Source organism: Mesorhizobium delmotii, assembly GCF_900149755.1.
Taxonomy (GTDB): Bacteria; Pseudomonadota; Alphaproteobacteria; order Rhizobiales; family Rhizobiaceae; genus Mesorhizobium; species Mesorhizobium delmotii.
Genome location: NZ_FUIG01000070.1, coordinates 190,271 through 212,653, shown reverse-complemented (window position 1 = coordinate 212,653; position 22,383 = coordinate 190,271). Strand labels below are relative to the sequence as shown.

At 62.2% G+C, this 22,383-nt stretch carries 19 protein-coding genes and 1 pseudogene; 14 read left to right on the top strand and 6 right to left on the bottom strand.

Annotation, left to right across the window (positions count from 1 at the left end):
- Positions 1 to 9: 9 nt before the first annotated feature.
- The 8 genes and pseudogenes from BQ8482_RS33690 to BQ8482_RS33655 all read left to right on the top strand — a co-directional run bounded on the left by BQ8482_RS33690 (position 10) and on the right by BQ8482_RS33655 (position 7,480).
- The gene (locus tag BQ8482_RS33690) at positions 10 to 1,320 is read left to right on the top strand and encodes a replication-associated recombination protein A (RefSeq protein WP_123151500.1); all 1,311 of its coding nucleotides are present in this window, start codon (positions 10 to 12) and stop codon (positions 1,318 to 1,320) included.
- 79 nt (positions 1,321 to 1,399) lie between these two features.
- Complete coding sequence (gene crcB, locus BQ8482_RS33685; protein WP_123151499.1) at positions 1,400 to 1,789, top strand: fluoride efflux transporter CrcB; 390 nt, start codon at positions 1,400 to 1,402, stop codon at positions 1,787 to 1,789.
- A gap of 125 nt (positions 1,790 to 1,914) precedes the next feature.
- Positions 1,915 to 2,286: a fluoride efflux transporter CrcB gene (gene crcB / locus BQ8482_RS33680; RefSeq protein ID WP_244603097.1), complete on the top strand. Its 372-nt coding sequence runs from the start codon at positions 1,915 to 1,917 to the stop codon at positions 2,284 to 2,286.
- Positions 2,283 to 2,621, top strand: a complete 339-nt coding sequence (locus BQ8482_RS33675; RefSeq protein WP_123151497.1) for a DUF190 domain-containing protein — start codon at positions 2,283 to 2,285, stop codon at positions 2,619 to 2,621. Before crcB (BQ8482_RS33680) ends, BQ8482_RS33675 begins: the two co-directional genes overlap by 4 nt.
- A gap of 64 nt (positions 2,622 to 2,685) precedes the next feature.
- Positions 2,686 to 3,666: an RluA family pseudouridine synthase gene (locus tag BQ8482_RS33670; protein WP_123151496.1), complete on the top strand. Its 981-nt coding sequence runs from the start codon at positions 2,686 to 2,688 to the stop codon at positions 3,664 to 3,666.
- 50 nt (positions 3,667 to 3,716) lie between these two features.
- A pseudogene (locus BQ8482_RS33665) lies at positions 3,717 to 4,501 on the top strand (DMT family transporter).
- Positions 4,502 to 4,512: 11 nt separating this feature from the next.
- On the top strand, positions 4,513 to 5,304 hold the full coding sequence (locus BQ8482_RS33660) for an ATP12 family chaperone protein (RefSeq protein WP_123151526.1): 792 nt from the start codon (positions 4,513 to 4,515) through the stop codon (positions 5,302 to 5,304).
- 286 nt (positions 5,305 to 5,590) lie between these two features.
- Positions 5,591 to 7,480, top strand: a complete 1,890-nt coding sequence (locus BQ8482_RS33655; RefSeq protein ID WP_123151495.1) for an MFS transporter — start codon at positions 5,591 to 5,593, stop codon at positions 7,478 to 7,480.
- 87 nt (positions 7,481 to 7,567) lie between these two features.
- On the opposite strand, the gene BQ8482_RS33650 is transcribed toward BQ8482_RS33655, so the two are convergent.
- Positions 7,568 to 7,762, bottom strand: a complete 195-nt coding sequence (locus tag BQ8482_RS33650) for a DUF2735 domain-containing protein (RefSeq protein ID WP_123151494.1) — start codon at positions 7,760 to 7,762, stop codon at positions 7,568 to 7,570.
- A 318-nt stretch (positions 7,763 to 8,080) separates the two neighbouring features.
- Here BQ8482_RS33650 and BQ8482_RS33645 point away from each other — a divergent pair, with 318 nt between their 5' ends.
- Complete coding sequence (locus tag BQ8482_RS33645; RefSeq protein ID WP_123151493.1) at positions 8,081 to 9,121, top strand: glutamine synthetase beta-grasp domain-containing protein; 1,041 nt, start codon at positions 8,081 to 8,083, stop codon at positions 9,119 to 9,121.
- Between the two features lie 170 nt (positions 9,122 to 9,291).
- Here the strand turns inward: BQ8482_RS33645 and glnA are convergent, their stop codons facing one another.
- Together glnA and BQ8482_RS33635 are read right to left on the bottom strand one after the other, a co-directional pair.
- Positions 9,292 to 10,701: a type I glutamate--ammonia ligase gene (gene glnA, locus BQ8482_RS33640; RefSeq protein WP_123151492.1), complete on the bottom strand. Its 1,410-nt coding sequence runs from the start codon at positions 10,699 to 10,701 to the stop codon at positions 9,292 to 9,294.
- A 54-nt stretch (positions 10,702 to 10,755) separates the two neighbouring features.
- On the bottom strand, positions 10,756 to 11,094 hold the full coding sequence (locus tag BQ8482_RS33635; protein ID WP_095494897.1) for a P-II family nitrogen regulator: 339 nt from the start codon (positions 11,092 to 11,094) through the stop codon (positions 10,756 to 10,758).
- 378 nt (positions 11,095 to 11,472) lie between these two features.
- Between BQ8482_RS33635 and BQ8482_RS33630 the strand changes: the two genes are divergently transcribed.
- Together BQ8482_RS33630 and BQ8482_RS33625 are read left to right on the top strand one after the other, a co-directional pair.
- Positions 11,473 to 13,005: an NAD(P)H-hydrate dehydratase gene (locus tag BQ8482_RS33630; protein ID WP_123151491.1), complete on the top strand. Its 1,533-nt coding sequence runs from the start codon at positions 11,473 to 11,475 to the stop codon at positions 13,003 to 13,005.
- Positions 13,006 to 13,426: 421 nt separating this feature from the next.
- Entirely contained in the window at positions 13,427 to 15,004 is a 1,578-nt protein-coding gene (locus BQ8482_RS33625; RefSeq protein ID WP_244603096.1) for a hypothetical protein, read from the top strand.
- A gap of 35 nt (positions 15,005 to 15,039) precedes the next feature.
- Here BQ8482_RS33625 and BQ8482_RS33620 read toward each other — a convergent pair whose 3' ends face one another.
- On the bottom strand, positions 15,040 to 16,572 hold the full coding sequence (locus BQ8482_RS33620) for an acyl-CoA carboxylase subunit beta (protein WP_123151490.1): 1,533 nt from the start codon (positions 16,570 to 16,572) through the stop codon (positions 15,040 to 15,042).
- Positions 16,573 to 16,981: 409 nt separating this feature from the next.
- Between BQ8482_RS33620 and BQ8482_RS33615 the strand changes: the two genes are divergently transcribed.
- Positions 16,982 to 18,385, top strand: a complete 1,404-nt coding sequence (locus BQ8482_RS33615; protein WP_123151525.1) for a DEAD/DEAH box helicase — start codon at positions 16,982 to 16,984, stop codon at positions 18,383 to 18,385.
- A gap of 100 nt (positions 18,386 to 18,485) precedes the next feature.
- Here the strand turns inward: BQ8482_RS33615 and BQ8482_RS33610 are convergent, their stop codons facing one another.
- Positions 18,486 to 19,460 carry an alpha/beta hydrolase gene (locus BQ8482_RS33610; RefSeq protein WP_123151489.1) on the bottom strand — a complete coding sequence of 325 codons (975 nt, stop codon included), beginning with the start codon at positions 19,458 to 19,460 and terminating at the stop codon, positions 18,486 to 18,488.
- A gap of 96 nt (positions 19,461 to 19,556) precedes the next feature.
- Complete coding sequence (locus BQ8482_RS33605) at positions 19,557 to 20,378, bottom strand: SDR family oxidoreductase (RefSeq protein ID WP_123151488.1); 822 nt, start codon at positions 20,376 to 20,378, stop codon at positions 19,557 to 19,559.
- Positions 20,379 to 20,588: 210 nt separating this feature from the next.
- Here BQ8482_RS33605 and BQ8482_RS33600 point away from each other — a divergent pair, with 210 nt between their 5' ends.
- Together BQ8482_RS33600 and BQ8482_RS33595 are read left to right on the top strand one after the other, a co-directional pair.
- Positions 20,589 to 21,623 (top strand): cysteine synthase A, encoded by a 1,035-nt coding sequence (locus BQ8482_RS33600; RefSeq protein WP_123151487.1) that lies wholly within the window; start codon positions 20,589 to 20,591, stop codon positions 21,621 to 21,623.
- A complete protein-coding gene (locus BQ8482_RS33595) occupies positions 21,623 to 22,366 on the top strand; it encodes an alanyl-tRNA editing protein (RefSeq protein ID WP_123151486.1) in 744 nt (247 codons plus the stop codon). Before BQ8482_RS33600 ends, BQ8482_RS33595 begins: the two co-directional genes overlap by 1 nt.
- Positions 22,367 to 22,383: the final 17 nt, after the last annotated feature.

Here is a 22,383-nt window from a genome sequence, read left to right as displayed (position 1 = left end):
ACGAAGTGCATGGCCGATCTGTTCAGTGTCGATGAACCGGAAAAGGCGCCGCCCGGCAGGCCGCTGGCCGACCGGCTGCGCCCGAAGAACCTCGGCGAGGTCGTTGGCCAGGAGCATCTGACCGGGCCCGACGGCGCACTGACGCGGCTGATCGGCTCCGGCTCGCTCGGCTCGATGATCTTCTGGGGGCCGCCCGGGACGGGCAAGACCACGGTCGCGCGGCTGCTTGCCGGCGAAACCAGCCTTGCCTTCCAACAGATATCGGCGGTGTTTTCCGGTGTCGCCGACCTGAAGAAAGTGTTCGAGGCGGCGAAGCTGCGTCGCTCCAACGGCCGTCAGACGCTGCTCTTCGTCGACGAGATCCATCGCTTCAACCGCGCCCAGCAGGACAGTTTTCTGCCTGTCATGGAAGACGGCACCGTCGTGCTGGTTGGCGCCACCACCGAGAACCCGTCCTTCGAGCTGAACGCGGCGCTTCTATCCCGCGCGCGCGTGCTGGTCTTCCATTCGCTCGGTGAGGACAGCATCGCAAGACTGCTGGCGCGTGCCGAGGAGACCGAGGGCAGTGCGCTGCCGCTCGACGACGAGGCGAGGGCGATGCTCATCCGCATGAGCGATGGCGATGGCCGCGCGGCGCTGACGCTGGCCGAAGAGGTCTGGCGCGCCGCCAAGTCAGGCGAGGTGTTCGGCGCCGAGGGCCTGCAGCGCATCGTCCAGCGCCGCGCTCCGATCTACGACAAGGGCCAGGACGGCCACTACAATCTGATCTCGGCGCTGCACAAATCGGTGCGCGGCTCCGACCCGGACGCCGCCCTCTATTATCTCGCCCGTATGTTCGACGCCGGCGAGGATCCGCTCTATCTCGGCCGCCGGCTGGTGCGCATGGCGATGGAGGATATCGGGCTGGCCGACCCGCAGGCGCTGGTCATCGCCAATGCCGCCAAGGATGCCTACGACTACCTGGGCTCGCCAGAGGGCGAGCTCGCCTTCGCCGAGGCCACCGTCTATCTCGCCAGCGCGCCCAAATCCAACGCCGTCTACACCGCCTTCAAGGCCGCCACTCAGGCGGCGAAGGAGTTCGGCTCGCTGCTGCCGCCCAAACACATCCTCAACGCGCCGACCAAGCTGATGAAAGAAGAAGATTACGGCACCGGCTACCGTTACGACCACGACGAGCCGGACGCTTTTTCCGGACAGGATTATTTTCCGGAAAGGATGGGCCGCCGCACATTCTATGATCCGCCGGAGCGCGGTTTCGAGCGTGATATCAGGAAACGGCTCGACTATTGGGCGAAACTGCGCGGCGAGCGGCAAAAGTAGGCTCGCGCGGCCCTGCGGTCTCTTGAGACCAAGAAGGCCGGAGCTGCCTGACACCGTAGCTTGACCGGCAAGAGGGAGCATGATGTATCATCTGTTGCTTGTCTGTCTTGGCGGCGCGATCGGCGCAATGGCCCGCTTCTTCCTGTCCGGCTTCGTCGCCCGCCGGGTCGGCGAGACCTTTCCCTGGGGCACAATGGTCGTCAACGTTTCGGGGGCATTTGCGATCGGTGTCGTTGCGCATGCGGTGGCGCGCCACAGCATGCCCGCCATCTGGGCCTTTGCCGCAACCGGCGGCCTCGGCTGCTACACCACGGTTTCCTCCTTTAGCCTGCAGACGCTGGCACTGGCGCGCGAGGGCGAATGGCTGCGCGCCGGTGGCAATGTGCTGCTTTCGGTCTTTCTGAGCCTCGGTGGTGTGACGCTGGGCTTTGCCGCAGGAAGTCTTCTGATTGGCAGTGGGGCGCCATGAGCAGCCCGCGGAAGCTCCGCTCCGGCGGGCCGGACACCGCCGCAGCAGAGCATACGGCGCGCCTCATTAGCTGGCGCAAAACGAACGAAGCGGTTCGGATCTATGCGACCGTGGCCGCAGGCAGCATGATCGGCGGCGTGCTGCGGGCGCTTGCCTCGCTGACGAGCACTGCCCTGTGGGGCAATGGATTCCCATTCGGCACGCTCCTCGTGAATATTGTCGGCTCATTCCTCATCGGCTTCTACGCGACATTGACGGGGCCGGATGGCCGCGTCTTCGCCAGCCCGTTGCAGCGCCAGTTCTTCATGACCGGCTTCTGCGGTGGCCTGACGACCTTCTCCGCCTTCAGCCTTGAAACGCTCACCCTCGCGCAAAGCGGGAAGCTTATGGCGGCTGCGCTCAATATCGCGATCTCCGTGGTAGCGTGGCTTGCCGCCGTCTGGCTTGGCCACATCCTTGCAGTGCGCCTCAACCGGCTGAGAGGATCCAGGCAATGAAGATACCAAGACAGGCGCAGTTGCTGCGCATATTCATCGGCGAGAACGACAGGGCAGACGGCCGTCCGCTGTATGAGGCGATTGTGCTGAAGGCCCGCGAAATGCAGATTGCCGGCGCTACCGTCCTGCGCGGGGCGATGGGGTTCGGCCATTCCAGCCGGCTTCACACCACGAAGATCCTCCGTCTGTCGGAGGATCTGCCCCTTGTGATCGAGATCGTCGATGACGAGGACAAGATAGCCGCTTTCCTGCCCGTCCTTGAAACAATCATGACAAGTGGTTTGATCACACTGGAGAAAGTTCAGGTTCTGCAATATGGAACCGATAACGAATGATCGAGTGTGAGGTTGCGGGTGCCGGTGAATGCCGTTGCATGCCCGCGAAACGGCGATTGGAATTATGGCAGGCGTTGAACAGATCACGGTGGAGGCCGGCGAGGCGGGTATGCGGCTCGACCGCTGGTTCAAGACCCATTTTCCGGGGCTTGGCTTCGGCCATCTGCAAAAACTGCTGCGTTCCGGCCAGATCCGTGTCGACGGTGGCAGGGTGAAGGCTGATACCCGCGTCGAGCCGGGCCAGATGGTCCGCATCCCGCCGCTCGAAGTGGACAAGAAGGGCGAGAGCCCGCTCACCGGTCACTCGATCCGCAACCAGGGCGACGCCGACGTTCTGGCCAAGATGCTGATCCATGAAGATCCGAAAGTCTTCGTATTCAACAAGCCTGCAGGCCTTGCCGTCCAGGGTGGCTCGGGTGTCACCCGCAATGTCGACGACATGCTGGAAGCCTGGCGCAACCAGAAGGGCGAGAAACCGCGTCTGGTGCACCGGCTCGACCGCGACACATCAGGCGTGCTGGTCGTCGCCCGCACCAGGCTCGCCGCCATGAAGCTTGCCGAGGCGTTCCGGGCGCGTGAGACCAAGAAGACCTATTGGGCGCTGGTCAAGGGCGTGCCGCCGAAGCGCGAGGACAAGATCTCGACCTGGCTGATCAAGGAGCCGACACCCGACGGCGACCGCGTGCGCGTCGCCAAGCATGGCGAAAAGGGTGCCGACCACGCGGTGTCTTATTACCGGATCGTCGAACAGGCGGCGCAGACCCTGTCCTGGCTGGAAATGGAACCCTATACCGGCCGTACCCACCAGCTTCGCGTCCATGCCGCTCACATCGGCTGCCCGATCATCGGTGACCCCAAATATTTCGAGGCCGACACCAATTGGGATTTCCCCGGCGGCATGCAGAACCGCTTGCATCTGCACGCGCGCCGCATCGTCATCCCGCATCCCGACAAGGGTTTTATCGACGTCACCGCACCGATGCCGCCGCATATGCGCCAGAGCTGGAACCTGATCGGCTTCGACGACGCCAGCGCGGAGGACTAGGTCCAGTGGGTATCGCCACCGAGACACTCGACCGCCACGACAGGGTCGACATGGCGGCGGCTGCCATCATGGTCGGACTGACCTTTTCCTGGGGGCTGAACTACGTCGCCGCCAAAATCTCCTATGCCGGCTATGATCCCGTTTTCCTGTCGATTGCGCGGTCGATCATTGGCGGGCTGTGCGTTCTCGCCTGGTGCTGCTGGCGCGGTATTGTGCTTTTTACCCGCGACGGAACGCTTGTCGCCGGCATTCTGGCAGGCGCGCTTTTTGGTCTCGAGTTCCTGTTTCTCTATGTCGGGCTCGAACAGACGACCGTCGCGCGCAACACCTTGCTGGTCAACACCATGCCGTTCTGGGTACTGGTCGGCGGGCATTTCCTGCTGGGCGAACGCATCACCTTGCGCCGGCTCGTCGGACTTCTGCTCGCATTCGCTGGCCTGGTCGCGGTGTTTTCCGACCAGTTGAGCGCCGACAATGGTGCGACACTGACCGGTGACCTGCTCAGTCTCGGCGCCGGCATTCTCTGGGCCTTGACCTACATCGTCATCAAGCGCACGAAATTGGCGGAAACGAGCGCCGAGAAATTGCTGCTCTATCAACTGGCCGGCGCTGCGATGGTAGGCGCCTTGGTGCTGCCTTTCGCCGGGCAGCCTGTCCGCGACTTCGCCGCTTTGCCGACCTTGGCTCTGCTTTTTCAGGCCGTCTACATCGTCGCCTTCACGGCGCCATCATCTTGAACGAGCCGCTGACCATTCGTATTTTCCTGGCACTCGGCCTCATCGCAGCCGGCCTGATCATTGTGAATCGGCCGGCCCGAAAACAGATCCCCGGATGAAAGGCTCCGGCATGCGCGATATTCTCAACGACCTCGAAGCGGGAAAGCAGCTCTCCGATCCGGATCCGGTACGCCGTGCCCAGATCCAGATGAAGACGCACCTGCCGAAACGCTTCTACAAAGCCGTCTCGGTCGCACCGGCCGAAAATGGTTTTGCCATTCATCTCGATGGCAAGCCGGTTCGCACGCCGGGCAAGGCGCTGCTGGTGCTGCCGACCGAAAAAGCGGCCGCGCTGGTCGCCGACGAGTTCGCTGCGCAAGGTGAGACCATCGACCCGATGACGATGCCGGTCATGCGTCTGGTCAACACGGCCATCGACGGCGTCGCCAGCGACCCGCAGGCGGTACTGGAGGACGTCCTGCGCTTCGCCTCGTCCGATCTGCTCTGCTATCGCGCCGATGCCCCACAAGGGCTGGTCGACCGGCAGAACGAACATTGGGATCCCATCATCGACTGGGCGCGGAGTGCGCTTGGCGCCCGGTTTCACCTCGCCGAAGGGGTGATCCATGTCGAGCAGCCGCGCGAGAGCATCGCGGTGCTCGGGGTTCATCTTGCCCAGCGTGCCGACCCGCTACGGCTGGCGGCCATCCACGTCATGACGTCGCTGACGGGATCGGCGCTGCTGGCGCTGGCCGTCGAGTTCGGCGAGATCGACGGCGACGCCGCCTGGACTGCCGGCCATGTCGACGAGGACTGGCAGGCCGAGCACTGGGGACATGACGCGGAGGCTGTCGCCCGCCGTGCCCACCGCAAACGCGATTTCATGGCGGCGGTCGGTCTTCTCGATGCGCTCAAGGGCTGACCGCAATCGCCGCCCGCATTCGTTTCGCGTAGCACATTGGAGCGACGTGCGTTCCAGTTGGACGTGCGAAGTACGCTCTAACACTTTGAAATCTATGCATCATGCTTTCCGTAGATCGATTCCGATCTTCGGGCCGATGCATTGGACCAAAGTCATAATCCCAAAGGCGGGCTGCCTCTGGGCGGCGCTTTCTGTCATTTCTCGCGGCGATTGTTGCCCGAGTTCGTGTCTAGGCACGACACCGCGCAGCATTAAGCACAGCGAGATGTCACGGGAGGACGAATTCATGGTAATGGCAGCGACCGCCGGCAGAGCAAGCCGCGGCATGACGCGGGAAGAGAAGAAAGTCATCTTCGCTTCCTCACTCGGCACCGTTTTCGAATGGTATGATTTTTATCTCTACGGCACCTTGGCGGCCTCGATCGGCGCTGCGTTCTTCACTCAGTATCCTGAAACAACGCGCAACATCTTCACGCTGCTGGCTTTCGCCGCAGGCTTCCTCGTGCGCCCGTTCGGTGCGCTGGTATTCGGCCGCATCGGCGACCTCGTCGGCCGCAAATACACTTTTCTCGTCACCATCCTGATCATGGGTCTGTCGACCTTCCTGGTCGGCATACTTCCTGGCGCGGCCAGTTGGGGCATCGCAGCGCCGATCATCCTGGTTGCGCTGCGCATGCTGCAGGGACTGGCGCTCGGTGGCGAGTATGGCGGTGCCGCGACCTACGTCGCCGAGCACGCGCCCGACGATCGTCGTGGCTTCTACACGTCATGGATCCAGACGACGGCCACGCTCGGCCTGTTCCTGTCGCTGATCGTCATCCTGACCGTGCAGAATTCGCTGAGCAAGGAAGACTTCGCGGAGTGGGGCTGGCGCATTCCGTTCCTGGTTTCAGCGATCCTGCTGGGCATTTCGGTCTGGATTCGCCTGTCGCTTGCCGAATCGCCGACATTCCAGCGGATGAAGGACGAAGGTAAGGGTTCCAAGGCGCCGCTGACGGAAGCGTTCGGCCAATGGAAAAATGCCAAGATCGCCATTCTGGCGCTTCTCGGCCTTACCGCCGGCCAGGCCGTGGTCTGGTACAACGGCCAATTCTACGCGCTGTTCTTCCTGCAGAACGTGCTCAAGGTCGACGGCCAGTCGGTCAACATCATGATCGCCATCGCGCTGGCGCTCGGCACGATCTTTTTCGTCGTGTTCGGCTGGCTCTCCGACAAGATTGGCCGCAAGCCGATCATCATGGCTGGCCTGGCGCTGGCGATCGTCACCACCTTCCCGCTGTTCAAGGCGCTGACCTGGGCAGCCAACCCGGCGCTCGCCACTGCCCAGCAAAACACCCGTGCCACGATTACCGCTGCGCCTGGCGACTGCAAGTTCCAGTTCAATCCGACCGGAACGCGCAAGCCTCTCACGTCGTGCGATATTGCGACGGATTTCCTTGCAAAGAGCTCCGTGCCCTATGACATTGTCACGACAGCGGCAGCGGGCACCGCGGCCAGTGTCAAGATCGGCAACGAAACGGTGACGTCCTATGATGCCGTGGCAGCCGCAGACAAGGCAGCTTCAAGCGACGCTGCGTTCAAGAAGGCAATCAACATTGCGTTGCAGGACGGCGGCTATCCGCTGAAGCGTGCTGCGGCCAAGGTCGCCGACCAGAAGCTTGACGCCTTCGTCGCGGCCAATCCGGAACTGAAGCTCGACGCCGCCGCAATCCGCGCCGGCGACAAGACGACGGTTGCGGCCGACCAGGCGATTAAGGACAAGCTGCTTACGGCCGAAGAGGCCAAGGCGGGAGCGCCTGAGGTCACCGTCTACAGCGTCCCGGCAGCAGGCGCCTTTGCGATGTTTGCCGACCCTGAACAGGTCAACTGGGCAAAGGTCATCGGCATCCTGTTCGTCCTGGTCCTTTACGTGACCATGGTCTACGGACCGATAGCCGCGATCTTGGTCGAGATGTTCCCGACCCGCATCCGCTATACCGGCATGTCGTTGCCCTATCACATCGGCAATGGCTGGTTCGGGGGCCTGCTGCCGGCGACGGTGTTCGCGCTCAGCGCCTACAGCGGCGATATCTATTACGGCCTCTGGTATCCGGTGGTGATCGCAGCGATGTCGCTGGTCATCGGTATGATCTTTGTCAAGGATACGCTGGGAACGGACTTGCACGCCAAGACCTGATCCTCGCCTGACAGCAAAAATGAAAAGCCCGGCGTGAGTGATCGCGCCGGGCTTTGCAATTCGTCAAAAGCGATGCGGAGGAAAGGTTTAGCTCTTCCGGTCCTGTTTTTCTTCCTCGATGGCCGCTTCGTGATACCAGCCGCTTCCGAAATCCGTACGGTTGCGCAATGAAGCAAGTTCTGCCGCGAACTTAGCCTTTCCGCTTAAATTTGAGGCAGAAGCGCGCGCTGCCACCGGGAACATCAGGATTTTGGCCGACTGACGGGCAGGAGTGATTTCCATTGTCGGTCTCCCTTCTTCTGCAGAGCCTTGCCGATTCAATCTTTCCCGAACATAGGTTCTGCAATCCAGTTAGGCAACATGATTACGAAAAGATCAGTAGTTGCCTATTATTTGTGCGAAATGTGCTTGTGATTGATCCGGACGCATTGCGGTGACGGCGCAATGAATTTTGTCGGGATCCGGCGTCACTTCTGCCGCATCCTTTGCCGGCGAGAATGGCACACGAATTGCTTTTTAATAATCCGGCAGGTCGGCTGCAGGGTGGCTGGCACGCCAGCGCCGTCCAAGGTTCGGTGATCAAAGCAACGAGAGGCTAGAATGACGAAATACAAGCTCGAGTACATTTGGCTCGATGGATACACCCCGGTTCCCAACCTTCGTGGAAAGACGCAGATCAAGGAATATGCCGAGTTCCCGACGCTCGACCAGCTTCCGCTGTGGGGCTTCGACGGTTCCTCGACCATGCAGGCCGAAGGCCACTCGTCCGACTGCGTGCTGAAGCCGGTCGCCATCTATCCGGACCCTGCGCGCACAAACGGCGTGCTCGTCATGTGCGAAGTGATGATGCCGGACGGCATGACGCCGCATGCATCCAACAAGCGCGCAACCATCCTCGACGACGAGGGCGCCTGGTTCGGCTTCGAGCAGGAGTATTTCTTCTACAAGGACGGTCGCCCGCTCGGCTTCCCCGAGAGCGGTTACCCTGCGCCGCAAGGCCCGTACTACACCGGCGTCGGCTACAGCAACGTCGGCAGCGTCGCCAGGCAGATCGTCGAGGAGCATCTCGACCTCTGCCTTGCCGCCGGCATCAACCATGAAGGCATCAACGCCGAGGTGGCCAAGGGCCAGTGGGAATTCCAGATCTTCGGCAAAGGCTCCAAGAAGGCCGCCGACCAGATGTGGATGGCCCGCTACCTGATGCAGCGCCTCACCGAGAAATACGGCATCGATATCGAATACCACTGCAAGCCGCTCGGCGACACCGACTGGAATGGTTCCGGCATGCACGCCAACTTCTCGACCGCTTACATGCGCGAAGTCGGCGGCAAGGACTATTTCGAGGCGCTGATGGCCGCCTTCGACAAGAACCTGATGGATCACATCGCCGTCTACGGGCCGGACAACGACAAGCGTTTGACCGGCAAGCATGAGACCGCGCCTTGGAACAGGTTCAGCTATGGCATCGCCGACCGCGGCGCCTCGATCCGCGTGCCGCATTCCTTCATCAACAATGGCTACAAGGGCTATCTCGAGGATCGCCGCCCGAACTCGCAGGGCGACCCCTACCAGATCGCTTCCCAGATCCTGAAGACGATCGCCTCCGTCCCGACCAGCGCCGAAGTTTCGGCCGCCGCTTGAGCATCGCTCACGGCGCAGACGTCTGTGTCTGCGCCGTGTCTAGCTCTCGTCGCGTCGGGTTTTTGCCAAGGGCGACAACACCAACTGCTCGATTGAGTGTTCTCCATCCCAAACAAAAAACCCCGCCGGATCGCTCCGGCGGGGTTTCGTTTGTCGCTTAGCCGATCCGGTCAGACCGAATAATACATGTCGTACTCGACCGGATGCGGGGTCATTTCGAAGCGCATCACTTCGGCCATCTTGAGCTCGATATAGCTGTCGATCTGGTCGTCGTCGAACACGCCGCCAGCCTTCAGGAAGCCACGGTCCTTGTCGAGGCTCTGCAAGGCTTCGCGCAGCGAGCCGCACACAGTCGGGATTTTCTTCAGTTCCTTCGGCGGCAGGTCGTAGAGATCCTTGTCCATCGGCTGGCCGGGATGGATCTTGTTCTTGATGCCGTCGAGGCCGGCCATCAGCATGGCGGCAAAGGCGAGGTAAGGGTTCGCGCCGGGATCGGGGAAGCGGACCTCGACGCGCTTGGCCTTCGGCGACGAGCCGAACGGGATGCGGCAGGAGGCAGAGCGGTTGCGCGCCGAATAGGCGAGCAGCACCGGCGCTTCATAGCCCGGGACCAGGCGCTTGTAGGAGTTGGTCAGCGGGTTGGTGAAAGCGTTGATCGCCTTGGCGTGCTTGATGATGCCGCCGATGTAAAACAGGCAGCTCTCGGACAGGCCGGCATATTCATTGCCGGCGAAGGTCGGCCTGCCTTCCTTCCAGATCGACTGGTGGACGTGCATGCCCGAGCCGTTGTCGCCGAAGACCGGCTTCGGCATGAAGGTGGCCGTCTTGCCGTAGGCATTGGCGACCTGGTGCACGACGTACTTGTAGATCAGCATCTTGTCGGCGTTGCGGACCAGCGTGTCGAACTTGATGCCGAGTTCGTGCTGGGCAGCGGCCACTTCGTGGTGATGCTTTTCGACCCGCACGCCCATTTCGGCGAGCACGGTCAGCATCTCCGAGCGCATGTCCTGCGCCGAGTCGATCGGCGGCACCGGGAAATAGCCGCCCTTGATGCGCGGACGGTGACCGAGGTTGCCGGTCTCATAGTCGGTGTCGTCGTTGGACGGCAATTCGGTGGAGTCGAGCTTGAAGCCGGTGTTGTACGGATCGGTCTTGTACTTGACATCGTCGAACACGAAGAACTCGGCTTCCGGGCCGACGAAGATCTGATCGCCGATGCCTTCCGCCTTCATATAGGCTTCGGCCTTCTTGGCGGTGCCGCGCGGGTCGCGGTTGTAGGATTCTCCGGAGATCGGGTCGAGGATATCGCACAGGATGACCATGGTCGACTGCGCGAAGAACGGGTCCATATGCACCGTCTCGGTATCGGGCATCAGCACCATGTCGGACTCGTTGATCGCCTTCCAGCCGGCGATGGAGGACCCATCGAACATGACGCCGTCGGCAAACATGTCTTCCTCGACCTCGACGACATCCATCGTCACGTGCTGCAGCTTGCCCTTCGGATCGGTGAAGCGCAGATCAACGAATTTAACGTCGTTGTCCTTGATCTGCTTCATGATGTCTTTGGCTGTCGTCATGTCATGTTTCCCTGTCTGATGACGTTTCGAGGAAATGATCTGAAATCAGAAAGCTCAGACCGCGTCCATCCCTGTTTCGCCGGTGCGGATGCGCACGACTTCCTCGATGTTGGAGACAAAGATCTTGCCGTCGCCGATGCGGCCGGTCTGGGCCGCCTTGCGAATGGCTTCGATCGCGCCTTCGACCGCCTCGTCGCCGAGCACGACTTCGATTTTCACCTTGGGCAGAAAATCCACGACATATTCAGCGCCGCGATAGAGTTCGGTATGGCCCTTCTGGCGGCCAAAACCCTTGGCCTCCGTAACGGTGATGCCTTGCAGCCCGGCCTCCTGAAGCGCTTCCTTCACTTCGTCTAGCTTGAACGGCTTGATGATCGCTTCGATCTTTTTCATGTAAAAAATGGCCTCCACTGCCAAAAAGACGGGTTGTGAGCCCCGCTTGCGCCTCCTTCAAGCACGAATTGTGCCAATTTGAGGGGATTCGAAGCGGTATCACGCGATTTCGATGCCATGCCGCGTTGGGGGGTAAATTCGCGTCATTCGCTGCGTTGGATGCGTCATGGATACTGGGAACCTACACATTGTCGGCGCTTTCGTCCGCACAATAATTGGGCAGACAGAGCATTTCGTGAGCATTTGTGCTTCGACGAAGCCATTGTCCCCAAGATGTGCTTATGGATTGTGCCACCTCATCACCGTTTGCTTCGAACCGAAAACTGGACAATGTTTTGACCACAAGGATCGGGCTTGAGCCAATGCGGATTGGCATCCATGAACAATGAAATTTTGTCTCCGGCCGAAATGGCTGAGGCCGACCGGTTGACGATCTCCGCCGGACCTCTCGACGGCATTGGCCTGATGCGCAATGCAGGTGCCGCGGTCGCTGCGGTGGTGCTCGCCCATTTTCCGGCTGCCAGGCGCGTCCACGTGTTGTGCGGGCCGGGCAACAATGGCGGCGACGGATATGTCGTCGCCCGCATTCTTCAGGACAGCGCCATCGACGTCTTGATGTGGGCATCCGTCTCGCCCAAAGCCGGCAGCGACGCGGCGCTCGCCGCTTCGGAATGCCCGGTCAGGCCTCGGCCGCTGTCGGAATTTGCCGCCGAGACAGGAGCGATCCTGGTCGACGCCCTTTATGGGGCAGGGCTGTCCAAGCCGCTATCCGGCGATGCCGCCAGGGCGGTCGAGGTTGCGACAGAACTGAACCTGCCCGTCGTTGCGGTCGATCTGCCCTCAGGCGTGTCAGGCGAGAGCGGCCAGATTCTCGGCCAGGCATTCCGCGCCCGATTCACGGTGACGTTCGCGCGAAAAAAGGCCGGCCATCTGCTGTTGCCTGGGCGCGAGATGTGCGGCGAGCTGGTGCTTGCCGACATCGGCATCGGCGATAGGATCATTGCGCAGCTTGAACCGCGGACCTTCGAGAACACCCCGCCGCTTTGGTTAGAAAGTTTCCCGATGCCAGCCGTCGACACGCATAAATACAGGCGCGGCCATGTCGGCGTTTTTTCGGGTGGGCCATCTGCGACGGGTGCGGCACGGCTGTCGGCGCTTGCCGCGGCCAGGAGCGGGGCAGGGGCGGTGACCGTGCTGTCGCCGGCGAACGGACTGCAGGTGAATGCCGCGCATTTGACTTCGATCATATTGCGCAAGGCCGACACCATCGCGGACGTACAGGAATTCATCGGCGACCGCCGGCCGTCGGCTTTCGTCCTCGGACCCGGATTTGGCGTCGGCGAAAAAACACGCGATTTTGCCCTCGGCGTACTGGCCGCCGGACAACGGCCAGACGGCAGGGTCGACGGGCTGGTGCTCGATGCCGATGGCATCACCGCGTTTCGCGATACGCCCAACGTTTTGTTCGAAGCCGCCCGTCGCCCGAACGCGCCGGTGCTGGTGCTGACGCCGCATGAGGGCGAATTCGCCAGGCTGTTTCCGGACATCGCCGGAGACAAGAACCTGTCCAAGCTGGCCAAGGCGCGCACTGCCGCCGAGCGCGCCGGCGCCATCGTCGTCTATAAGGGCGCGGACACGGTGATCGCGGCGGCCGATGGCAGGGCGGCGATCAACGGTAACGGCGCGCCATGGCTGGCCACCGCCGGTTCGGGCGACGTGCTGTCGGGCATCATCGCCGGTTTCCTGGCGCAAGGCATGCCGGCTTTCGAAGCCGCCTGTGCGGCGGTCTGGATCCATGCCGAGGCCGGCAGCCGTTTCGGGCCCGGGCTGATCGCCGAAGACTTGCCGCTGGCGCTGGTGCCGGTGCTGCGCGAGCTTGTCGAAAATCGCCACGGGATGACCGCTGAATGAACCGTCGGCTCGCCTTGATCGCTGTGATTTTCCTCAGCCTCTTCCTAGCCAACCTCGTGCGCGCCGAAGGTCCGGTGATGATCGTCGACGATCCGGCCTTGCTTGCCGCCCTCGACACCAAGGGTTTTGGCTTCGCCGGCATTTTTGGCGTCGATGGCGGGGGCGACCTGAAGGCGCTCTATGACAAGGCGCCTGCTTATCACCGGATCGTCGAAACGGTTGCCGGCGATGTCGCCGCGCTGCGGGCCGAGATGAAGGCTGGCGGGCGGCCGCTCTACGAAGTCACCGACGGCAATGTCGGCCGCATCATGGACATGCGCTGGCTGAAGACCGACGCCGCCCGTTTCCGGCTGGTCGGTGTCGTCAACCGGCTCGATCGGCGTGATTTCGCCGATATACGGGCGACGGGCGCTGCGGCGAGGTGCGTTTCATCTATCGCCTTGCCTACAGCTTCAAGAAAAATGGCAAGGTTCTGGCCTCGCGCCTGCCGTTCAACTTCAATGCTATCTACAGCGCCGCGCCGGACGCCGACGGCGGCTGCGTCGGCGTTGCCGGGCGCTGGACGCCGCAGCTCGACGAGACCGTCGATACCGGCTGGCTCATCGGCGGGCCGCTGGAGAAGGCCGGGCTGACCTTCAAGCAGCTCGAGCTCAACGCCCAGGTGGTGCGCTTTCCCTCCGGCCAGGAGACCGAATTCGGCGGGCAGGCCGCCTATCTCATGCGGATTTTCGGCGTCGATGGAGAGACGGTCAGCGAAAAGCCGCTGGAAAACACGCCGGATGTGGCGCTGCTCTCGGAAAACGCCGCTCTGAAAGCAAAACTTGCCGACTATATCAGCTCCAATCTCGCGGCGGTCGATCTCGGCGTCTATGAAATCCCCGATGAATTCCTGGCGAAGAAGGTCATTTCGTGGTCGACTTTCGGCAGCGCAAGGCAGGCCAATCACCCGTTCACGCCGCTATTCCAGCCCGCGGATTTTTCTGGGCTCGACTATTCCGCACTGAAGCTGGTGCGCACGCCGGAAGCGCTGGTCGAGCGGCTGGATAATGGCGCCTGCCAGGGTTGCCATCAGGCGGGTTCGACCGCCGGTTTCCATTTCATCGGCCTCGACGACAAGACCACATCGCCGCTGAACCGCATCGAAGTCGGCATCTCGCCGCATCTCCACGCCGAGATGCCGCGGCGCGAAGCGTGGCTGCGCGCGACCGTCGAGGGCAAGGAGCCGAACCGCCTCCGCCCGCTGTCCTTCGCGCCGCCGGCCGCATGGCAGGACGCCGGCGAGGTCGCCTATCTGCCGGCCGAGATGGCGATGCCGTGTCTGATGCCGGAGGACGCAAAGCACTTCGCTGCGGGCTGGCAATGCGGCGGCGGCACCGTCTGCACGGTGCTGGCGACTGCATCGGGCGTGCGGACGAAACTGGCGCAATGCCTGTTGCCCAAGGGCAGCGAAAAGATGTTCTCCGGCCATCCATGTCTGACCGGCTCGATCGCCAGCAACCCGGCGCAGCCTTTCAATGACCGCTACAGCATATCAGGCCAATTCGCGGCCTTCGCCACCGATATTTCGCGCACCGCCTACACTTGCCGGCCGCCGAAGATCGGCGTGCCGGCCGGCATCGCCTATCGCGGCTGCAATGACAAGGATCGTGCCTTTGCCGGCTTCAAGCCGGGCAAGCCGATGCCGAACGAGATCTGCGGGCTGGTCGGCGGGAAAAAATTCGACATTTGCGTGGCGACCAACAATTTCGACCAGTGCCTCGGCGGCGCCGTTAATCGCGGCAACAGGCCGGCCTGCTCGGCCGATCATTTCTGCCGCGAGGATTATATGTGCCAGTCGCTGCCGCCCGATACGCCTGGTATCGGCAGGGTAAAAGGTATCGGCTTCTGCTCGCCGACCTATTTTATCTTCCAGATGCGCATCGACAATCATGCCACGCCGTGGTCGGGCGCCGTCCGCGCGACGATGGGCGCGGGGTTCGGCGCGGCGGAAGCGGAGTGAGCTTTTGCTGTGGTCGCTTTCGCGACATCAGCGTCTCACAACGGAATGTTGTCGTGCTTCTTCCAGGGGTTCTGCATATCCTTGTTGCGCAGCATGCGGAGCGCGCGCGCAATGCGGCGGCGGGTCGAATGCGGCATGATCACCTCATCGACATAGCCGCGCTCGGCGGCGACGAAGGGCGACAGGAAGCGATCCTCGTAAGCCTTTGTGTGCGCTGCGATCTTCTCCGCATCGCCGATGTCCTTGCGATAGATGATCTCGACCGCGCCCCTAGCGCCCATCACCGCGATCTGCGCCGTCGGCCAGGCATAGTTCATATCGCCGCGCAGATGCTTTGACGCCATCACGTCATAAGCGCCGCCATAGGCCTTTCGGGTGATGACGGTGATCTTCGGGACCGTCGCTTCGGCATAGGCGAACAAGAGCTTGGCGCCGTGCTTGATCAGCCCGCCATATTCCTGCGCGGTGCCTGGCAGAAAGCCTGGAACGTCGACGAAGGTGACGATCGGAATCGAAAAACAGTCGCAGAAGCGTACGAACCGCGCCGCCTTGCGGCTGGCGTCCGAATCGAGCACGCCGGCCAGCACCATCGGCTGGTTGGCGACGAAGCCCACCGTGCGGCCTTCGACGCGCCCGAAACCGGTAACGATGTTTTTCGCAAAATTCTGCTGGATCTCAAAGAAGTCACCCTCGTCGGCAACTTTAAGGATCAACTCCTTGATGTCATAGGGTTTGTTGGCGTTGTCGGGGATCAGCCGATCGAGCGACAGATCATGATCGGTGACCGACTGATAGCATTGGATCTCGGGGATATCAGCCGTGTTGGAGGCAGGCAGCAGATCGACCAGCCGGCGCATCTGCAGCAACGCCTCGACGTCATTGTCGTAGGCGCCATCGGCGATCGAGGACTTGGTCGTGTGGACGAAGGCGCCGCCGAGGCTCTCGGCAGTCACCGTTTCGTTGGTGACCGTCTTCACCACGTCCGGGCCGGTGACGAACATGTAGGAGGTGTCGCGAACCATGAAGATGAAGTCCGTCATTGCCGGCGAATAGACGTCGCCGCCGGCGCAAGGGCCCATGATCAGCGAAATCTGCGGGATGACACCGGAGGCGAGCACATTGCGCTGGAAGATCTCGGCATAGCCGCCTAGTGCTGCAACGCCTTCCTGGATGCGGGCCCCGCCGGCGTCGTAGAGGCCGATGATCGGCGTGCGGTTGCGCAGCGCCATCTCCTGCACCTTGACCACCTTTTCGGCGTGGGCCTCGGACAGCGAGCCGCCGAACACGGTAAAGTCCTTGGCGAAGACATAGACCGGGCGGCCGTTGACGGTGCCCCAGCCGGTGACGACGCCGTCGCCGGCGATCTTGGTCTTCTCCATACCGAAATCGGTCGAGCGATGCTCGACATACATGTCGAACTCCTCGAACGAACCCTCGTCGAGAAAGACGTCTATGCGTTCGCGCGCGGTGAGCTTGCCCTTCTTGTGCTGAGCGTGGATGCGGACCTGGCCGCCGCCCATGCGCGCCATATCGCGGCGGCGCTCGAGTTCCTTCAGCACGTCCTTCATCGGTCGATCCCCAAAACGGAAGCTGATTTGTGGTAATCATGACGGCAGGCGAGCGCAAGCGCCGCTTCGCCATGGCTTTCGCTGCGCTGCAACATGACGCCCCTTGCATTTCGCAACGAACTGGGCCATATGCGGCGACATAGGCGCTTGGGCCGGGACTATCCGGCCTTCTCGACGAATGAGACTGGTTGCGTCTGTTTTCCCTCTTTCCGACATATCGGCAAGGCGGCGAAAAAGCCCCGTGGCATGATGCCTGCGGGCACGACAGCGCAGCCGTGCGGACGATAACGTCCGCCGCCTTGTCGTTTCATGACAGTTTTTTCGACGGCAGGTTGTTGCGCCCTGCCGCCATCGATGTTTGCGGCCAGGAGCCGCGTGAAAGAAGAATATTTTGACCAACGAAAACACTTTGACCGGCAAGGACACTCTGACCGGTAATGACACTGGGGAACTTTCAGGTTTCGCAGCACTTGGAATTACGGGCGCGCTGCTCAAGGCCACCCATGGCGCCGGCTTCACCGATCCGAAGCCGATCCAGGCGCAGGCGATCCCGCCGCAGCTGGAAGGCCGTGACATTTTCGGCATCGCCCAGACCGGTTCGGGCAAGACTGCGGCGTTCGCGCTGCCGATCCTGTCGAAGATCATCGCGCTCGGCACCAAGCGCCGGCCGAAGACCGCTCGCGCGCTGATCCTGGCGCCGACGCGGGAACTCGCCGTGCAGATCGAAGAGATGATCAAGCTGCTCGCCAAGGGCGCGCATGTCTCGACAGCACTCGTGCTTGGCGGCGTCTCGCGCTTCAGCCAGGTAAAAAAGATTGCTCCCGGCGTCGACATTTTGATTGCCACGCCCGGCCGGCTGACCGACCTGGTGCGTGAGGGCGATCTCGTGCTTGCCGACACCAAATGGCTGGTGCTGGACGAGGGCGACCGCATGCTCGACATGGGCTTCATCAACGACGTCAAGCGCATCGCCAGGGCGACCGCGCCGGACCGTCAGACGGTGTTGTTCTCGGCGACCATGCCGGCCGAAATCGCCGAACTGGCCAAGGGTCTGCTGAAGAACCCGATCCGCGTCGAAGTGGCGCCTCACGGCACTGCGGCGGCCGAGATCGTGCAGGGCGTCGTCTTTGCCCGTACCAAGCAGAAGCGCCAGGTGCTTTCGACGATGCTCGTCGACGAGGCTATGAAGTCGGTCATCATCTTTTCGCGCACCAAGCATGGTGCCGACAGGGTGACCAAGGACCTCGAGCGCGACGGCTTCAAGGCCGCCGTCATCCATGGCAACAAGTCGCAGAACGCCCGCCAGAAGGCGCTGAATGATTTCCGCGAGGGTTCGGTGCGTATTCTTGTGGCGACCGATATCGCGGCGCGCGGCATCGACGTGCCCGGCATCAGCCACGTGGTGAATTTCGACCTGCCGGACGAGGCGGAGAGCTATGTCCACCGCATCGGCCGCACCGGTCGTAACGGTATGGACGGCATCGCCATCACGCTTTGCGACCCGTCCGAGAACAGCAAGCTGCGCCAGGTCGAGCGTATCATCCGCACCAAGCTGCCGATCGTTGCCGACCATCTCGGCAGCCCCGATCCGCAGCGCAATCCCGCCGAAAAGAACGAGCGCAGCTTCGAGCCGGCCAACGACCGCAATGGCCGTCGCGACGGCAGGCGTCCCGGTGGCCAGAACAACGGCTTCGGCAAGAAGCGCTTCGGCGAGGCCTTCGCCGGCGAGCGTAAGCCGGAAGGCGCCAAGCCCTTCAAGGGCAACAACAAGCGTCGTTTCGGCGGCAAGCGGCCAGCGGCGCGGGCTGCGTAATCAGATAGTGCAGCCGGCCGAGCCTGTCGGGCTCGGCCGGCTGCTCACAATTGAAAAAGGCGATCGGAGCGATGCTTCGGTCGCCTTTTTCGCCTGAGATCTACTTCACCACCGCCTGTACCCACACGACAATGCGCCGCGCGAGGAAAGCTGTGGTTGCTGGCGACAGCGCGTCACCGGCAATGACGTGGTTGTCTCGATCGCCGGTATCGTCGACCGGCACCAGTTCGAGCGCGGCGCCCCAGCGCCCGGCGATTTCGCGGGTGCGGTCTTGCCGCACGATCTTGTCCGAATCCGAAAAGATGAAGAGGGCAGGGATGGTCGCCTTCTCCACCGGCGCGCCATAGGCAAGCTCGGTCAGCGCCACCATCGGCAGGGTCGCGGCGATCGGATAGCGGTAGGTCCAGAATTTCTCGTGCAGCGCATTGCGTGGCACGAAGCTGCGCTCCTTGCCGGCGACCAACTCGGCGATCTCTCGGCCCCACGGCATGGTCAGAAGTTCGGCGCCGGAAGCCTTGACGCCGAAATTCGGCGAGATGAACGCGATTGCCGCCACTCCGTCCGATGCGCCCGGCTGTGTCGCAGCCCAGGCTGCCAGCGAGCCGCCGGTCGAGGTGGCGATGACGATCACCTTGTCGCCGATCGCCCGGCCTATGGCGAGAGCTTCCTCATAGTCGTTGATCCAGGCGTTGACGCTGCCGTCCGCCATTGCGGCACCGCCCCGTCCGTGGCCGGTGAGGCGGGTGTAGTAAAGATTGGCATCGAGCTGGTCGGCCACCTCGTCCGGCAGCGGACGAACCTCGCCCTTCGACGCCGAAAAGCCGTGGATATAGACGATCGACAGCGGCGTCCTGGCGTGAACCATCGGATTGGCCCAGATGATCTCCTTCTCCAGCCCGTCGTAGACGCCCGGTACGGCAGCCTCCTTGCGTGCCAGATAAGCTTGTGGATCATCGCCGATCACGGAAGGATCGAAGCGGATCGTGGTGTCGGCTTGGATGCGCGGGCCAAGCGCGAAGGCCAGGACAAGAATGACGGCGAGACCCAATACCGCAAGCACGATCCGTCGCCCCATCGCAGACTCCACGCAACAATCCGCAACCTATGGCCGCGATGGCAAACAGGCAACGGCGTCTCGCCAGCGGCGGGATCGCCAACTTTGAAGGACCGTCTATTCGCTCGGCGGCTTGCGGTCGAAAATCAGCGGACGCGCCTTCCAGCGGGTCGCGGTGCTGATGACCCATCGGCAGAACGGTCTCGGCAGGATTCTGAGCAGCTTCAGGCCCCAGCTCAAGCGGCGCGGGAAGGTGACTTCGAAGCCGCCGGACTTGATGCCGCGCGCCATGCGGCGCGAGGCGCGATTGACGGGCATCAGACCGGGCATCGGCAGCAAATTCTTCTCGGTCAGCGGGGTGTCGACGAAGCCCGGATTTATCACCTGGATGCGGACGTTCATCTTGTCGAAATCGTATTTCAGCGACTCTGCGAGGATGTTGACCGCCGCCTTGGTGCCGCCATAGGCGGCCGTGGTCGGCCAGCCGAAATAGGCGGTGACCGAACCGACCAGGACGATATGGCCGCGCGCGCGGACGCGCATGCGTTCGATGACCGGCACCAGGCCGTTGATGATGCCGAAATAATTGACATCGAAGGACTGGCGAAATCCACGGACGGTGAGGTCTTCGCCGGCGGTCGCAATATAGCTCCCGGCATTGAAGACGGCCAAGACGATCGGGCCAAGATCCTTCTCGATTGCTGCCACCGTCTTTGCCATGCGTCTCTCGTCGGTGACGTCGCAAGGATAGGCTGTGACATGGCCCGGCATCTGCGCCGTCTCGACTACAAGCGTATCGATCGGATCGTCGTCGAGCGCCGTCACCGCGACGGCATAGCCTTGCTCCGCCAGGTCCTTGGCCAATGAACGGCCGATGCCGCTGCTGCCGCCCGTGATCCACGCGACGCCGTCTTTCGGGTTGGCCCGGTAGAGAGTCATGCTATGCCCTGCGACTTTTTTAGCCTGTGCTCTAGCGGTGAAGAAATCGAATGAAAAGAGCGCTTTTCAGTGGGAGCTTCAACGAATAGCGGAAGGCGACGTCTATTTTAGGAATTGCAGCCCAGAAATGCCGCTGGACCAGACAAATTCTTGCCTTGAAACCGAAGCTTCGGGTTTCTAGGGTTCCGCCGCAAGCATAAAGGAATCTCAATGCCCCGTTCTGTGATCGAAGCGATCGGCAATACGCCTCTGATCCGCCTCAACAAAGCCTCGGAAGAAACCGGCTGCGAGATCCTGGGCAAGGCCGAATTCATGAATCCGGGCCAGTCGGTCAAGGACCGCGCCGCGCTGTTCATCATCCGCGACGCCGAGCAGCGCGGGCTCTTGAGGCCGGGCGGGGTCATCGTCGAGGGGACGGCCGGCAACACCGGCATCGGATTGACGCTTGTCGCCAAGGCGCTTGGCTACCGCACCGTGATCGTCATCCCCGACACGCAAAGCCAGGAGAAGAAGGACACGATCAAATTGCTCGGCGCCGAGCTAATCGAGGTGCCTGCCGTTCCCTACAAGAACCCCAACAATTATGTGAAACTGTCGGGCCGCCTGGCCGAGCAGATGGCGAGGGCCGAGCCGAACGGCGCGATCTGGGCCAATCAGTTCGACAACGTCGCCAACCGTGACGGCCATACCCGCACCACGGCGGAAGAAATCTGGGCCCAGACCGGCGGCAAGGTCGACGGTTTCGTCTCGGCGGTCGGCTCCGGCGGGACGCTGGCCGGCGTCGCGTTCGGGCTTAAGTCCAAGAGCAAAGACGTCAAGATTGCGCTCGCCGATCCGCTGGGGGCAGCGCTCTATAGTTTCTACACCACCGGAGAGCTGAAATCCGAAGGCAGCTCGATCACCGAAGGCATCGGGCAGGGGCGGGTCACCGCCAATCTGGAAGGGTTCACACCGGATTTCTCCTTCCAGATTCCGGACGAGGATGCACTGCCGATCGTCTTCGATCTTATCCAGGAGGAGGGTCTGTGCGTCGGCGGCTCGACCGGCATCAACATTGCCGGCGCGATCCGGTTGGCGCGTGAGATGGGTCCCGGCCACACCATCGTGACGGTGCTTTGCGACTACGGCACGCGCTATCAGTCGAAATTGTTCAACCCGGAATTCCTGCGTCAAAAGAAACTGCCGGTACCGGGCTGGATGGAGCAGCGGAGCACAATTTCGGTGCCGTTCGAGAAGGTCGCGTGATGGCTTACAAAACGGAAGCGCTGTTTCGCGACGACGCCTATCTCAGGACGGCTGACGCCACGATTGTCGCCGTCAACGACCGTGGCGGCATCATTCTGGACCGGACGATCTTCTATGCCACGTCGGGCGGGCAGCCGGGCGATACCGGCACTCTCGAACGCGCCGACGGCAGCCTGATCAACGTTGCCGCCACCATCACCGGCGAGACCAAGGACGAGATCATCCATGTGCCCCCGCCTGAGCAGGCAGTGCTTGAGGTCGGCGAGCCGATAAAGCTCGCCGTCGATTGGGAGAGGCGGTATCTGCTGATGCGCATGCACACAGCCTGCCATTTGCTCACCGTCGTCTGCCCGTTCCCGATCACCGGCGCCTCGGTTTCCGAGGACGACAGCCGTGTCGACTTCGACATCCCGGATGCCGGCTTCACCAGGGAAGACGTGACGGCCAGGCTGATGGAACTGGTGCGGGCCGACCACCCGGTCTTTGTCAGGCTGATCACCGACGAGGAACTGGCGGCCAATCCGGGACTGGTGAAATCCAAGAATGTTCGGCCACCCGTCGGCACGGGCAAGATCCGCCTGGTCTGCATTGGCGAGAACGCCTCGATCGACAGCCAGCCTTGCGGCGGCACCCATGTGAAGAGCACAGGAGAAGTCGGCGAGATCCATATCGGCAAGATCGAGAAGAAGGGTCGCGAGAACCGGCGCTTCCGAATACGCTTTGGACCGATGCCGCCGGCCTGATAAACAGATTGTCAAAG